The following is a 13,622-nucleotide window of genomic DNA, read 5'->3' on the forward strand; positions in this document are numbered from 1 at the left end:
GCACGCCGCCAGCGTTCGTCCTGAGCCAGGATCAAACTCTCCAATAAAGTTTGATTGCTCATTCGTTCAAAAAAAAAATTAACGTTGACGCTTTTGTTTTGTTTAGTTTTCAAAGAACATTTTTTAAGTTATCGCTCATAAGCGACTTTTTTAATATAACATTTCCAAGTTGTTATGTCAATAACTTTTTTTAGTTTGTTTTTATAATGTGCTGCTTTAAAACATTGTTCCGCAGCGACGAATATAAATATATCACGGGGATAATTATACGTCAATATGCTTTTTTATATTTTTTTAATTACTTTCTACAGAATAACATCTGTGATAAATTTGCTGACCCTTTGTTTCCACCTTATGCACATGAATATACCCACGCTCTATTAAAAATTCTATCATAATAGAAAGGTCTATTGAATAATGAGTAAGTTGCGAATGATTCATTATATCCTCATAAGTCCATGGTTCATCTTTGCTTGATAAAATCTCAAGTAAATGTTCAGAGCCTAGCTCAATTTTTGAACTGATAAGAAAATCACTGGCTAAAAATAATAACTCTAAATTTTTCTCTAATGTTTCTTCACCTTCAATTAATTTCTCATACAGCTTATAAATCTCAGGTTCAATTTGCTTTACTTGTCCCCAAACAAGAACCTCAGGATGAAACCCATTTTCAATAACCGCTAAACGTGCAAGGTGATGCAGCGCATGAACAACATAATTATACGCATCTAGATATTGCCTAGATTCATAAAATTTTTTACCTTCTAAATATCTTCTAATTAGTTTAGCAAATTCTACTCCCATTTTTAGTTTACGGTAGTCCCTAGGAAACATCTCTAACTCATTTCTAAGGTTGTGAATGTATTCATTTCTATCAAATAAAACCCGTCCATTCATTAACCATTCAGTAACTTTTCTATTAGAGCCTAATAATACCCATTCATTTAATTGGTTTTCATCTACAATATGTAAAGCAGCTTTGTTATGATTGAATTCATAATGTTTAATTTGAACCGATTGTTCTGAATCTTTTATAATGACTAATAACACAACATCAAATGTATCTGTGATAGAACTAACAGCTTCTCCCTTTTTTTCAACGATAATTACACCTAGTGTATTTTTATGACTCGCTCTTTCCTGATAAATGGGACGAAGTATATCTTCCATTTTAAATTCCCCCCTTTTTTGATAATAATTTATTCGATATTAATATGAAATAACCTTTAATTTTTAAAGTTATTAATATCGAAACTATTGATATCAATAAATATACTCTCTTATGTCTATACAATGCAATTGTTAAGCGTGTACATTTCTATTTTAGTTATGCTATATTATTAAATTAGGAGGTTGACGGCATGGCTAAAAAATATTCAAGTAAAATAAACAAGATACGCACATTTGCGCTTAGTTTGATTTTCATTGGGGTTCTTGTAATGTATGGTGGAATATTCTTTCGATCATCTGTTGTTGTAATGACTGTCTTTATGATTTTAGGTCTTCTATGTATTGTAGCTAGTACGGTTGTTTACTTTTGGATTGGTATGTTATCTACAAAAACTGTTCAAGTAGTGTGTCCATCATGCCAAAAGCCAACAAAAATGTTAGGTAAAGTAGATATATGTATGTATTGCAATGAACCACTAACTCTTGATCCATCACTTGAAGGAAAAGAATTTAATGAAAAATATAATAAAAAAGACAAAAAAACAATAACCAAATAACATCTTATAAGATAATAAAAAGCTGATAGTCTTTTCGACCATCAGCTTTTTAATGCTTTTTATTTTGTTGACAATCTTCACATACTCCGTAAACTTCCATACGGTGATGGCTTACTTTAAATCCTGTCACATGTTCCGCTAAGGCTTCTACCTCATCCAATCCAGGATAATGGAAATCAACAATTTTACCACATTCTTCGCATATCACATGGTAATGATCTGTTGTAACATAATCAAAGCGGCTGGATGCATCTCCATAAGTTAGCTCTTTAACTAAACCTACTTCACGGAACACTCTCAAGTTATTATATACTGTTGCTACACTCATATTAGGAAATTTACCTTCAAGCGCTTTATAAATATCGTCAGCAGTGGGGTGTGACACATTATGAATAAGATACTCAAGAACCGCATGACGTTGTGGGGTAATTCTAACCCCTGTTTGCTTTAACGCCTCAAGAGCTTCTTTCAATTGGTCATGATGGGACACCGTCATGCACCTCTCTCCTAAAAAGATTCTTACTTTATAATATTTATAATTAGTCTACATTGTTATACTGAGTTTTGTCAATATATACACCTTTACTATATGAGATGAAATCTAATTTTACGCATTATTCGAAAAAAATAATACAAATTATTTGATTAGTATCCACTTTTCAAGATTGTTCGGACTAGTATTGTTTTACCTACTAAAGCGAAACAATTATGCAACTAGCGTTAAAGCTATGACAAGGGGATATAGCATCATCCTACATTGTTAATTTTAGCAAGAAATTAACAAAATGAGCTTCTTCACTTCAAATAAATAACAAGTTCCTAACTTCTTGAGACACAAAGCTACCTTCGCATTAATTGTTGCTTTTCATAATAAGAACTATACGAGAATATAACAAACGTTTGGAGGAATTTTTCTTCTCTAAAGCATATAATAAAAATCAATTTCTCGAATGTAAGTGAAAAAGCAATAAAGTTTACAAAAAGATCCATACACAAAAAAATGCGGAACTAAATCCCGCAAAATGAATTGTATTGAATACTGAGGAGGTATGCCCTACAATACTATCATACTCAACTAAGATGAATTCGTTTGGATGTTTGCCCCTATACTAAAAAAGATAGGCTTTGAGGTGAGATTTAACAGGGGTAATTTGTATATGATTACTTAACTAACGAGTGCTTAAATGCATAAATCACCGCTTGTGTTCGATCTTGTACTTCTAATTTACTTAAAATATTACTGACATGTGCTTTCACCGTTTTTAATGCAATATATAACTGATCAGCAATTTCTTGATTTGTTTTCCCCTCTGTCATTAATAGTAAAATTTCCATTTCTCTACTTGTTAGTTCTTCATGTAGAAGCTGAACATTTTTTTGTCGCATTTTCCGCATCATCTTCCCTGTTACTTCGGGTTCAAGAACTGACTGCCCACGATACGTTTCTCGCACTGCATTAGCAATTTCATTAGCTTTTGAAGTTTTTAATAAATAGCTCGTTGCACCTGCTTCTAAAGCAGGATATACTTTTTCATCATCTAAAAAACTCGTAACAATAATAATTTTCGCTTCTGGCCATTGATCGATGATCACCTGAGTTGCTTCTATCCCATCCATCTCCTTCATTACTAAATCCATAAGGATGATATCTGGACGTAATGAAAGTGCTAGTTCAACACCATCTTTCCCATTATCGGCTTCACCCACCACCTCTATGTCTGATTGGGCAGATAAATATGATGACACACCGATACGAACCATTTCATGATCATCAACAAATAATACTTTAATCACCAGCTTCTCCCTCATTTCTTAATATCGGTATTTTCACTTCAAGACGGGTACCATTATTTTTCACACTTACTATATTCATCGTACCACCTATTTCGATCGCCCGTTCATACATATTCTGTAAACCATAAGAACCTGCTTTCGTTTCTTCCACGTCAAAGCCAATTCCATCATCTACTACACGTAAAATAATTAGTTCGTCTCTTTGAATCAATAACACTTCAAGTTTAGTAGCCTTCGCATGACGCAAAGTATTTGATAACGATTCTTGTAATATTCTGAACAGATGATCTTCCACTCCTTTTTCCATAGGTGTCTCTTCAATCTTCCATTGGATCGACATTGATACTTTTTGTGATAATTCCACTAATAGCATCTCAATCCCTTCTTGAAGAGACTTCCCTTTTAGAGCAGCTGGCCTCAAATGAAGCAACAGAGCACGCATTTCTAGCTGGGATTGATGAATCATTTGTTCAACCATTTTTAGCTGTTTCGTTTCACGCTCATTTGAATGGGGATTTGCTTCGTTGATCGCAGACATTAACATAGATGCTGCAAATAGCTGCTGACTAACTGAATCATGTAATTCACGAGCTAAGCGATTCCTCTCTTGAGAAATCATTTCTTGAATTCGTTGCTCTTGATCCTCCACAATATCATTAGCTAGCTTCCTTGATAATTTCGTCTGTTCCGACATCTTTCTTTGTATTTTGTCCATTCGATCATGAATAGCTTGAATTTCACTGAGTGGAGCTTTTTCATCTACTTTTATTTTGTGACCAGTTTCCATTTGGTGAAGCATACCACTTATTGATATAAGTTGTTTTCTCCAAGATAATCCAGAGATCGCGCCAAAAAGAAGCCCAACAATAATACTTATGGCAACAATAAATAGTACAAACGGTATCTCCATTATTTCTTTTTTCCACAAAACGTTCCATTCTGGTAATGGAAATACTAGAAATGTACCAATCAATGTCACTAGTAAAACAACCATCGACATACTTAAACCAATAATCAGCTGCCTTTGGATAGCATTCATACTCGCTTCACCTCAATATTCCCGACTATCATTGAGGTAACAATTTTTATTTTTTGATCAACATTATCATATTGAGGGGTTTGTAAGCTAAATACTTGATTAAACATATTGGCATCATGTACTTCAAAAACCGTTGATGAACCAATGAAAACTGAATGGCGAATACTAACTTCTAAATCATATGGAATAAGAACTTCAATATTACCTATAAAATTTCTAATGAAGATAATTGTTTCTCCCTTAGGAAGAACAGTATAACTTAAATCTATTACGGTGTTACCAATACCAGCTTGAATATTAACATCGTTCCATTCATATACATGAGACGGTGTTTGTTGTTGCCCGATTAAAATATTTTTCATGAGAGGCGAACGTGTAATTAATGTTTCCTCAGAAGCTATTATTTCAGGTTCTTTTATTGTTGGCTTTATAATTGTTGGTTCTTTTTTCGTTTGTACGAAACTATTAATTAAGAAAATAATGATGACCAACAGCAAGAGTTTAAACGTCATCATACCTGTTACACTTAATAATGTAAAAAGTAACCCAAACCAAAACAGAATTTTCCCACTAGCCTTTGGCATACGTTTGCGGCCAATATAAATTAAACTTATTGAAACGATTAGAGAAAAAATAACCCCACTGTTAAAAAACGAAACCTCTAGCAGTAGCATAGCGATTATTATTACTACAATCCAGCTTAACTGTTCTGTAGTTATTTTATTAAACATGGGCTTACTCCTCTCTGTATAAGACCTCTTCTTTTAAAATTGTATGGCTACTTGATAGGACTCACACTATAAGTCAATTTTTAGAACCGAAAAGGCGCAGTTACCTACGCCTTCTAGCATACCATGTCTAGTCTAGAAATTTGAATGCGTTTCTTCTAATTTACTTCTTTTTTTGCTTCCTTCTCTAATTGAGCAATCCGTGCGTCAATTGTGTTTCTAAAATATGAACTATTTACTTCATGTTCTAATCGATCTAGATAATTATCTATTTCTTCAAATTTAGTGAAAGGGCTGTTCTTTGCGTCATTCGAATTTATTACTTTGTTCATACGGTGATGTGCACGAGTAATATTCTCTCGACCCATAAGCTCCATTCGTCTAATGTGCATATCTTTTACCTTATGCTTCATTTCCTCATATTTTCGTTCAAGGACATCTACTTGTTGAGTAGCTTCTGTAAGTAAATTATTTAAGCGGTATGCTCGCTCTTCATATTGAGCTTGCTCTTGTACTGCAAAATCATATAATTCTTTTTCATCTGCTTGAGAAGCGATTTCAGCTTGTCGTTTTCTTTTTTCTGCAAATTGTTTTGCATGCTTATATTCGCGAGTAAATTCATCTTTTAATGTATATTGACGTTCTAATAATTTGCGGGCTTTTTCTGTTTCTTGCTCACATTGTCGCAAATACTGATTTAAAACTGCCACAGGATTTTTATGTTCTTTTCTATCAAGAGCATCATGTAAATCTGCTTCAATACTATTTCTTATACGTGAAATTATGTTAGCCATTTCTCGTCATCTCCTTTTAATTATACCTTTTCATTTCTGACCATTGTTTTTCGAAATTTACAAAGGGATCATCTGTTTCTTCTTCAATCGTATCTTGACTAGCATTCCATTTTTTATACACAATATATAAAACATAAGCGGCTGCAAAACCAATAACAGCTGGAATGTGTGACCCAACGATCATAAGAATCACAATACCGATTAACGCCCATCCGAATTTAGCGAATGTAGATTTGGTTTTCATAAACTGTTTGAAAACTAAATAGAGGATGAGAAGATTAATTGCTAATCCAACCATTGGTCCAAGTGATGAAATTAACACCATTGCAGCTATTCCACCGATTATAAACAAACCAACATTTTTCATTATTATGTTCCTCCTTTCTTAAGTCCATCATATCTATTTTTACACTTTTTCATAACGCGCCTGCGCTCTATTTTCTATTAAGACTCGAGTCCTAGTAACGATAAGACCCTAATATCAATTCATAGTGATTTGCGTTCTCATTCTATATAAAAAAGCCATTTAAACCCAGTATTAAACAACCTTTTGCTTATAAATGTTAGCAACACTTTCACTAGCATTCATATTTAAACTAGAAAAAGCTCCACATGCTTGTTGCCTTCCTAATTCAATATATCTGTCCATAGACTTTCTCTCAGAGCGAGCGACCCCTTGAAGGTCAATATTAATGATTAAATCCGCATATTTCTCTACGAGCTGGCTTGTATGATATTTACTTGCAACTCCTATATACCGTGAAAGCTGATGAAAAATATGTTTTGGGTTACTGTCTTTTGACCCTTTAATGCTCACCGCTGTAATATGTTGAGCTCCCATATCTTTCACCACATCTACTGGATTATTATTTAAAATATAACCATCAACGAGAAGTTGATTTCCATGTTTTACAGGTGCAAATATACCAGGAATAGCGATACTAGCATGAATCGCCTTAGCAACTTCACCTGACTTGATAATAACCAACTGTCCAGAAATAAGGTCTAAACTTATAATTGCTAACGGTATGTCAAGATCTGAAAAGTGCTTACCATTTGTAAGCTGAACTAATTTTTCATAAATCCGTTTTCCTTTTACCCATCCTTTTCTACCTACTTGTATATCTAACATTTTCCTAATTGATAAATCTTCTAGCTCATGTTCCATTTGTTCTGGTCTCATACCGCATGCATATAAACCTGCAATTAATGCACCTGCACTCGTACCAGCAATATGTGTAATATCTATGTTTTGAAATTGTAGTTCATTTAGAACTCCAATATGTGCTGCTCCCCTTAAAGAGCCCCCACTCAGCGATAAACCAGTTTCCATCATTATTTACTTCCTCCTGTTTCTATAATTTTACATATTAGAGATCGATAGGAGTGAATTATTTCATTACCTCTTTTTTCCTCTCTTCACGGACCCCACGAACCAACATATCCAACGCCGGAGCCAAGTTCTGCTGTTTTTCATTGTCTATCATTTCCTTTTTTTGAACTTGCCCCTTTACTACATTAGTATTGTTTGTTGCCTTCCACCATATATATAAACCATAAATAAGCAGCACTACGATCAAGAATGAATAAATATAAATCTGGTATTCTTTGAAAAAATCTCTTATTGCTATTTCGTTCCCAAACTTACCTATTAATAACACCGAAAATGACCATGGTAAAATACCTAAAAATGTATGAATGGTATAAACGCTAGCCTTCACTTCGCTCATTCCTGCTATATATGAAATATAATTCCCCATACCAAATGGTCTAGATAAAGAAATACTCCAAGTCCCGTACTTTTGAAACCAACACCTGGCTTTGTTAATCCCCTTTTGAAGTTTTTTAGGAAATATAGAACTCATCTTTAAACCAATTAAATAAGGAATGAAGCTTGCCAATGTATATATCATTGCCATGCCAATTGAAATCACAACCAAATTAACATAGCTAGGGTTTAATAAAAATCCATACGATAATACAACTATTACCCCAGGGAAAGGTAATGAAGATCCTTCTAAAAACATTGAGATGAATAAACCAACAACTCCTAAATTTTGGACAATTTCAACAAAACTCAACTTAAAATGCCTTTCTTTTAGCCAACGCAACCAACCTCTATGCGGTTGGTCGTTTTCATAATTTGCAATAGTTGTTCATACGGGTTATGAAAACTTTGAACATGTTCTTCTATTCTACGTTGATGTTCTTCCCAGTTTTCTTTATTATTTAATTTGTCCATAAGTTGTTGATTTAGTGGGGTATTAGCATTTAGTTTGTACACGAGTGCTTTCTCTTGTAGGTATGCCAAATTAAAATCTTCTTGACCTGGTAAGGCAGATTCTATAAAGATAGGTAACCTTTTTTGCAAAGCTTCACTGACAGTTACTCCGCCAGGTTTCGTAACAATTGCATCAACATCTTCGTATAAGTCATTCATTTTTTCTCTAGAAGAGATATATGGATATGGAGTAATATAGGGGTTCTTGCTATTTTTGAGATCTTGATAGAGTTTTTCATTTTTACCACATAATACAGAAAATTGAGTTGTTTCTCCTATATCAACTTTACTCAAGAAGTCTGTTATTTTTCCTAAACCACTACTACCACCTGATATGAGAATATGATATCTCTCTTTTTGCTTAAACTGCCTGTTCATTCCATTGAATACTTCACTAATTGGTATACCAGTCAATATAATTTTATCTGGTGATATTCCGTTTTCATCTATTAAGTATGTTTTCATTTGTTCGCTTGAAACAAAGTGAAAATCAACACCTTCTCTTCCCCATACATTATTAATAAAAAAGTCAGTATAAACATTGACTAAAGGTATGTCGATTTTATTTTTTACTTTTAAACGGCTAACTAAAAATGATGGAAAGCCATGTGTAGCTACTATTAAATCAGGTTTCTCTTCCTGCAGGAGTTTTTCCATATTCCTCAAAAAGAATAACTCATACCACTGTAAGGAATAATTTTTAGATGATGAATATCCAAAATTTTTATAAACCCATTCATAAGATTGCGGAGCTAGTTTAATCCATTTTAGGTAAAACGAAGTAATAAACTTTTCTAAAGGAGGATTTGAATGACTAAGCAAATCTATCTTCTTCGTTTTTACATACTGGTCATGACAATTAAATGAATGAATGAAAGCCTCTGAAACTTGATGATGCCCTGATGGCATTCTTAACAATGGTAAAAATAAAACTTTTTTCATATTTATTTCTCCCTTCTCTTCCAAGTATATTGAATTCACTAAGATTCATCTTTTTAAGCTCCATGTTGTAATTGGGCTTCTATACAGCACATATACAAGGGGGATTGACCGTGTAGAAAAGCCTCTCTACCCAATTCCGATATTCACATTAACTTAAACAAGTTCACCTTGGATTTAACATTCACAACTTTACGTAATTCAATCTTAGCTAATACAAGGTTTTTACATAACGTGCCAGAGTATTATACTTCTCTAAGACTTAAGGCTTATAGCTAATTAAGACTAACAATCAAGCTGTTACATTCAGTTTTGAATATACTTAAAAATCAGAAGATAATTCTGCACAAATCTTACGAATGAAAAAAAATAACCTCCCCATCCTTTCGTCATATATCTAGGTGAAGGGAGGTACATTTATTTTCTTTTTCAAAATCCTCAACTACTTTTAGGTTCATGTAAACTTTTCAAATAATCTACTATACCAATATGTTTTTCCTCATGTAAATGCTCAACATCAGTAATATTAACTACATTGCCATCTCTAAGTACAACAACCGTATCCAGTAAGGGTTCAACTTCATCAACCTCATGAGTTGTTATGATGACAGTTTGTTTTTCCAAATTGATAAACGATATGAGTCCTTTGACAACGGACTCTCTTACCATAGGATCTAGCCCTGAAAAAGGTTCATCCATTAATATATAAGGTACATCCCTAGCTAAAGATAATACTATTTTTAATCGACCTCGGTTCCCTTTAGATAAATGCTTAACCTTTTGATTTGGATCTAGCTTCATAAATTTCATAATCTCAAAAGCTTTGGATAACTGAAAATCTTCAAACTGAGTTGCAAAAAATTCTATTGTCTGCTTGACGGTGTAAAATGGATAATAATCGTCTAACTCAGATAAATAGGTTACAACATGACAAATTCGTCTGTCAGCTTGCATATTACCTACTTTCACAAAGCCTTGCGAAGGTTGTATTAATCCAGCCATCAACTTCAAAAGGGTGGATTTCCCACTGCCGTTCTCGCCGATAATTCCTATAATCTTACCTTCAGGAAATGATAAACTTACATTATGCAAAGCTGTTTTACCGATATATTTTTTCGTAACATTTTGTAATTCAATCATTTCATATTCTCCTTTACCATAAAGGATTGGATGTCTCTTATAATTTCATCTTGCTTAAATCCCATTGCAGTCATTTCTTGAATGAATTTCATAATGTGATTTGATTTAAGCTGTTCTCTTAACATTTCCAGCCTTTCTTCACTTTCTGATACAAAAGTCCCTTGCCCTCTTCTCGTTTCCACAATACCCACCCTTTCCATTTCGCTATAAGTTCGTTGAACCGTATTCGGATTTACCCCTGATTCAACTGCCATTTCACGAACTGATTTTAATTTATCACCCGGTTTTAACTCTCCCCTAACAATCTTATGACTAATCCGGTCTACTAATTGCATATAAATCGGTCTATTTGCTTGAAAGTCTTCCATTACTTTATACCTCCAACTTCTTGTCAATAAGCCATGATGATATGAAAAACAAACATGCGGTGAATATTAAGAAAAACAAGAGTGAACCTGCATAGATTGCTCCACTAACAAAAATACTAGGATAATATATCTCATAAGCACCCCACTCTAACATTACCTCCATGATTGATAAATTCATCAAAGAGTTAAAGAAATAAAGTGATACGATAATGATAAGGAAAAGTATTAATTTGGATCCTTTACCTATTCTAGTTTTAATGAAACGGTATATTACCCAAAAAAAGAGAACGGTGATTGAAAGTACTGTTGAGATACTAATAATATAGAACATCTCTAGCGAGGCAAGATTAAATATTTCAGCCAAAATTGGTGATTGTAATTCTCCGTAAAGTGGAATGAAGTTAATTAATATGAAAATGATGATTGTTGCTTGTGAAATGATTAATGCACAAAAGCCATTTAAGAATTTACTAGCTATTAACTGAAACGATGGTTGAGGATTATGCAGCCATAAATGCATTTTTTTTGCTTCTTTATTCAAGCTAGAAAACATATATACACTTAAAAAAAAGACATGCAATACACTAATAGTTAACAACGGAATAAATTTAATTAAATGATCATCTATCACCTCTAACCCATTAAGTCCAATATCAAAGTTAGACCATGATAATTTTGAATAAAGGTACCAACCTAAAACAAAGGCTGCTGTATTTAAAATTAAAACAGCGACTAAATGACTTCTCATTAGTAAAAAATCTTTTTTCAATAACCCACTAAAGGAACTTGTTCCTTCCATTTCGCTACCTCCTAATAATTTAATTCAATAATTGTTTTAGTGTTCTAGTTACATAGTACACCGTAACAATGTAATTGTCAATATATGGACAAGTCTAAAATGGCATAAAAAAAGTGTAGAGAAATTATGTATCTTCTCTACACTCTTAAAGTGAGTCTTTTTTGCATTAATTGTTGTTTTACGAACTAAAACACAACCCACGGCATCATTCTGCCAAAAAACGATGACAACCGTATATGACCGCTCCCTGTCGTTTGGTATGAATAGCAACAAAGATCACGAAGAGAGCCTTATGAAAAAAATGATTGATTTACCTTTGTTATTGTAAGTTATCCTTTATAAATTGTAGAGCTGATTCTACATGGTCTTTCACTCTAACTTTTCGCCATTCTTTTACCACATTCCCTTTTTTATCAATGACGAAAGTTGATCTTTCAATTCCCATATACTCTTTACCAAAGTTTTTCTTCAACTTCCAAACATCGTATTCTTCAGCAACTTTATGGTCTTCATCAACGAGTAATAAGAAAGGTAATCCATGCTTTTCAATAAATTTCTTATGCCTTTCGATTGGATCCGGGCTAATCCCAAGAATTACTGTATCTAATTCAGTAAACTGTTCATGTCTATCCCTGAAATCACACGCTTCGGTTGTACATCCAGGTGTCATGTCCTTTGGATAAAAATATACTACAACATTCTTGCCTAAATAATTGGACAGCTTAACTTCTTCACCAGTATTTGATAATAGTTGAAAATCAGGTGCTTTTTGATTAAGTTCTAAGCTCATAGTATGCCTCCATATAATAGCGACTGACATAGCTCGCCTTTTTTGAACACTTCTATGTAAAGTTTAACGCTAATAGGACAATAAAAACAAATGAATTGTTTTCAAACTCAAATACATATCTGCTCAATATGTAATTTACTATAAATACTGAGTAATAACAGCTATTATGCTTTTATGTAATGGCTGTTTTCGCATTGATTGTTGCTTTTCGTACTACTAAGAACAGAATACGTATAAACTAAGTATACGCTTCATCTTTTCTCATTTAATTGAAGTCAATTGCATAAAAATTATTATTGCTGTTCTATATTAGTTTCAATAGCAACAAAATTTACGAAAAGAGCCCATGTAATTGACATCGTTTTAGTGAGGGATTTGAAATTTGGGTACATTTTAACTTATTGGTACGATTACAACACCTTGGTAAAACAACAATAAAAAACCACGTCTCTAATGTGACGTGGTTTTATTGTCATTATTTAAAATGTTTTTGCTACTTCTTTTGCTTTGTTAGCCGCATTTTGGAATATGTTCTCGGCATTTGAAGGATCAAAGTTAACACCTTCAACTACAACTGTTTGGAAATTCTGAATGCCTATGAAGCCCATAACAGTTTGTAAATGGCTTACAGTATGTTGCGCACTTGCTGCTGGACCTTCTGAATAAATTCCCCCGCGCGCTTCTAATAAAACAACTGGCTTATCTTCTAATAACCCAACTGGACCATTTTCAGTATATTTGAATGTCTTTCCAGCAATTGAAATTGTATCAATATAAGCTTTTACCATCGGTGGGAAACCAAAATTCCACATTGGTGCAGCAAAGATCACTTTATCAGCAGCTATAAATTGATCAGTTAACTCATTCATTCTACCTACTTTTTCTTGTTCAGTTGCAGTAAGCTCTTGCTGTGCTGCGAATTTCCCCCATGCAGATAACACATCACCATCAATAAAAGGGATATTTTCCTTATATAGATCTAGCTCAATAATCTCGTCATTTGGATTTTCAGTTTTATACGCATCAATAAAAGCATTTGCTAAGCGTAATGAATATGAATCTTTCTCTTGTTTTGGATTTCCTTTTACAAATAATACTTTTGTCATTTTTTCTACACTCCCATTATTAGTTTTAAATTTATTTATAATATTATTAATAAATCCCATTGTTTATCCTCCTCATTAACATGTAGAAGTCAATAACCCAATTGGTTAATCACTTCC

Annotated in this window: 16 protein-coding genes; 1 reads left to right on the forward strand and 15 read right to left on the reverse strand. The window is 33.2% G+C overall.

What is annotated here, in order from left to right; translation table 11 throughout:
• Window positions 1–294: 294 nt before the first annotated feature.
• The gene (locus SLH48_RS16010) at window positions 295–1,170 is read right to left on the reverse strand and encodes a nucleotidyltransferase-like protein (protein WP_214480458.1); all 876 of its coding nucleotides are present in this window, start codon (window positions 1,168–1,170) and stop codon (window positions 295–297) included.
• 191 nt (window positions 1,171–1,361) lie between these two features.
• Between SLH48_RS16010 and SLH48_RS16015 the strand changes: the two genes are divergently transcribed.
• Window positions 1,362–1,727: a YgzB family protein gene (locus tag SLH48_RS16015; protein WP_214480459.1), complete on the forward strand. Its 366-nt coding sequence runs from the start codon at window positions 1,362–1,364 to the stop codon at window positions 1,725–1,727.
• 49 nt (window positions 1,728–1,776) lie between these two features.
• On the opposite strand, the gene perR is transcribed toward SLH48_RS16015, so the two are convergent.
• From perR to SLH48_RS16085, 14 genes are all read right to left on the reverse strand, one after another.
• On the reverse strand, window positions 1,777–2,223 hold the full coding sequence (gene perR / locus SLH48_RS16020) for a peroxide-responsive transcriptional repressor PerR (RefSeq protein ID WP_250886470.1): 447 nt from the start codon (window positions 2,221–2,223) through the stop codon (window positions 1,777–1,779).
• A gap of 665 nt (window positions 2,224–2,888) precedes the next feature.
• The gene (locus SLH48_RS16025; RefSeq protein ID WP_214480460.1) at window positions 2,889–3,521 is read right to left on the reverse strand and encodes a response regulator; all 633 of its coding nucleotides are present in this window, start codon (window positions 3,519–3,521) and stop codon (window positions 2,889–2,891) included.
• A complete protein-coding gene (locus tag SLH48_RS16030; protein WP_320258971.1) occupies window positions 3,514–4,560 on the reverse strand; it encodes a sensor histidine kinase in 1,047 nt (348 codons plus the stop codon). Before SLH48_RS16030 ends, SLH48_RS16025 begins: the two co-directional genes overlap by 8 nt.
• Window positions 4,557–5,291, reverse strand: coding sequence for a cell wall-active antibiotics response protein LiaF (liaF, locus tag SLH48_RS16035; RefSeq protein ID WP_214480462.1), 735 nt, complete (start codon window positions 5,289–5,291; stop codon window positions 4,557–4,559). Before liaF ends, SLH48_RS16030 begins: the two co-directional genes overlap by 4 nt.
• 155 nt (window positions 5,292–5,446) lie before the next feature.
• Complete coding sequence (locus tag SLH48_RS16040) at window positions 5,447–6,082, reverse strand: PspA/IM30 family protein (RefSeq protein WP_320258972.1); 636 nt, start codon at window positions 6,080–6,082, stop codon at window positions 5,447–5,449.
• Window positions 6,083–6,098: 16 nt separating this feature from the next.
• Window positions 6,099–6,449 (reverse strand): flagellar basal body rod protein, encoded by a 351-nt coding sequence (locus SLH48_RS16045; RefSeq protein ID WP_214480464.1) that lies wholly within the window; start codon window positions 6,447–6,449, stop codon window positions 6,099–6,101.
• Between the two features lie 171 nt (window positions 6,450–6,620).
• Window positions 6,621–7,418 (reverse strand): patatin-like phospholipase family protein, encoded by a 798-nt coding sequence (locus tag SLH48_RS16050; RefSeq protein ID WP_320258974.1) that lies wholly within the window; start codon window positions 7,416–7,418, stop codon window positions 6,621–6,623.
• 55 nt (window positions 7,419–7,473) lie between these two features.
• Window positions 7,474–8,163: a DedA family protein gene (locus SLH48_RS16055; protein ID WP_320258975.1), complete on the reverse strand. Its 690-nt coding sequence runs from the start codon at window positions 8,161–8,163 to the stop codon at window positions 7,474–7,476.
• A gap of 17 nt (window positions 8,164–8,180) precedes the next feature.
• On the reverse strand, window positions 8,181–9,305 hold the full coding sequence (locus SLH48_RS16060) for an MGDG synthase family glycosyltransferase (protein WP_320258976.1): 1,125 nt from the start codon (window positions 9,303–9,305) through the stop codon (window positions 8,181–8,183).
• Between the two features lie 435 nt (window positions 9,306–9,740).
• Complete coding sequence (locus SLH48_RS16065) at window positions 9,741–10,442, reverse strand: ABC transporter ATP-binding protein (protein ID WP_320258978.1); 702 nt, start codon at window positions 10,440–10,442, stop codon at window positions 9,741–9,743.
• Window positions 10,439–10,810, reverse strand: coding sequence for a GntR family transcriptional regulator (locus SLH48_RS16070; RefSeq protein ID WP_214480469.1), 372 nt, complete (start codon window positions 10,808–10,810; stop codon window positions 10,439–10,441). Before SLH48_RS16070 ends, SLH48_RS16065 begins: the two co-directional genes overlap by 4 nt.
• Window positions 10,811–10,814: 4 nt before the next feature.
• Window positions 10,815–11,609: a hypothetical protein gene (locus tag SLH48_RS16075; RefSeq protein ID WP_320258980.1), complete on the reverse strand. Its 795-nt coding sequence runs from the start codon at window positions 11,607–11,609 to the stop codon at window positions 10,815–10,817.
• Window positions 11,610–11,928: 319 nt separating this feature from the next.
• Entirely contained in the window at window positions 11,929–12,399 is a 471-nt protein-coding gene (gene bcp / locus SLH48_RS16080; protein WP_320258981.1) for a thioredoxin-dependent thiol peroxidase, read from the reverse strand.
• Between the two features lie 479 nt (window positions 12,400–12,878).
• A complete protein-coding gene (locus SLH48_RS16085) occupies window positions 12,879–13,505 on the reverse strand; it encodes an FMN-dependent NADH-azoreductase (protein ID WP_214480710.1) in 627 nt (208 codons plus the stop codon).
• Between the last annotated feature and the right edge of the window lie 117 nt (window positions 13,506–13,622).

This window comes from Cytobacillus sp. IB215316 (genome assembly GCF_033963865.1).
GTDB classification, from domain to species: domain Bacteria; phylum Bacillota; class Bacilli; order Bacillales; family SM2101; genus Nanhaiella; species Nanhaiella sioensis.

What these genes read in the sequence shown, in the direction of transcription:
- SLH48_RS16015 (WP_214480459.1), top strand. Translation starts at nt 1,362, where the DNA reads ATGGCTAAAAAATATTCAAGTAAAATAAACAAGATACGCACATTTGCG.
- SLH48_RS16045 (WP_214480464.1), bottom strand. Translation starts at nt 6,449, where the DNA reads ATGAAAAATGTTGGTTTGTTTATAATCGGTGGAATAGCTGCAATGGTG.
- SLH48_RS16010 (WP_214480458.1), bottom strand. Translation starts at nt 1,170, where the DNA reads ATGGAAGATATACTTCGTCCCATTTATCAGGAAAGAGCGAGTCATAAA.
- SLH48_RS16065 (WP_320258978.1), bottom strand. Translation starts at nt 10,442, where the DNA reads ATGATTGAATTACAAAATGTTACGAAAAAATATATCGGTAAAACAGCT.
- SLH48_RS16060 (WP_320258976.1), bottom strand. Translation starts at nt 9,305, where the DNA reads ATGAAAAAAGTTTTATTTTTACCATTGTTAAGAATGCCATCAGGGCAT.
- SLH48_RS16030 (WP_320258971.1), bottom strand. Translation starts at nt 4,560, where the DNA reads ATGAATGCTATCCAAAGGCAGCTGATTATTGGTTTAAGTATGTCGATG.
- bcp (WP_320258981.1), bottom strand. Translation starts at nt 12,399, where the DNA reads ATGAGCTTAGAACTTAATCAAAAAGCACCTGATTTTCAACTATTATCA.
- SLH48_RS16040 (WP_320258972.1), bottom strand. Translation starts at nt 6,082, where the DNA reads ATGGCTAACATAATTTCACGTATAAGAAATAGTATTGAAGCAGATTTA.
- perR (WP_250886470.1), bottom strand. Translation starts at nt 2,223, where the DNA reads ATGACGGTGTCCCATCATGACCAATTGAAAGAAGCTCTTGAGGCGTTA.
- SLH48_RS16085 (WP_214480710.1), bottom strand. Translation starts at nt 13,505, where the DNA reads ATGACAAAAGTATTATTTGTAAAAGGAAATCCAAAACAAGAGAAAGAT.
- SLH48_RS16050 (WP_320258974.1), bottom strand. Translation starts at nt 7,418, where the DNA reads ATGATGGAAACTGGTTTATCGCTGAGTGGGGGCTCTTTAAGGGGAGCA.
- liaF (WP_214480462.1), bottom strand. Translation starts at nt 5,291, where the DNA reads ATGTTTAATAAAATAACTACAGAACAGTTAAGCTGGATTGTAGTAATA.
- SLH48_RS16070 (WP_214480469.1), bottom strand. Translation starts at nt 10,810, where the DNA reads ATGGAAGACTTTCAAGCAAATAGACCGATTTATATGCAATTAGTAGAC.
- SLH48_RS16075 (WP_320258980.1), bottom strand. Translation starts at nt 11,609, where the DNA reads ATGGAAGGAACAAGTTCCTTTAGTGGGTTATTGAAAAAAGATTTTTTA.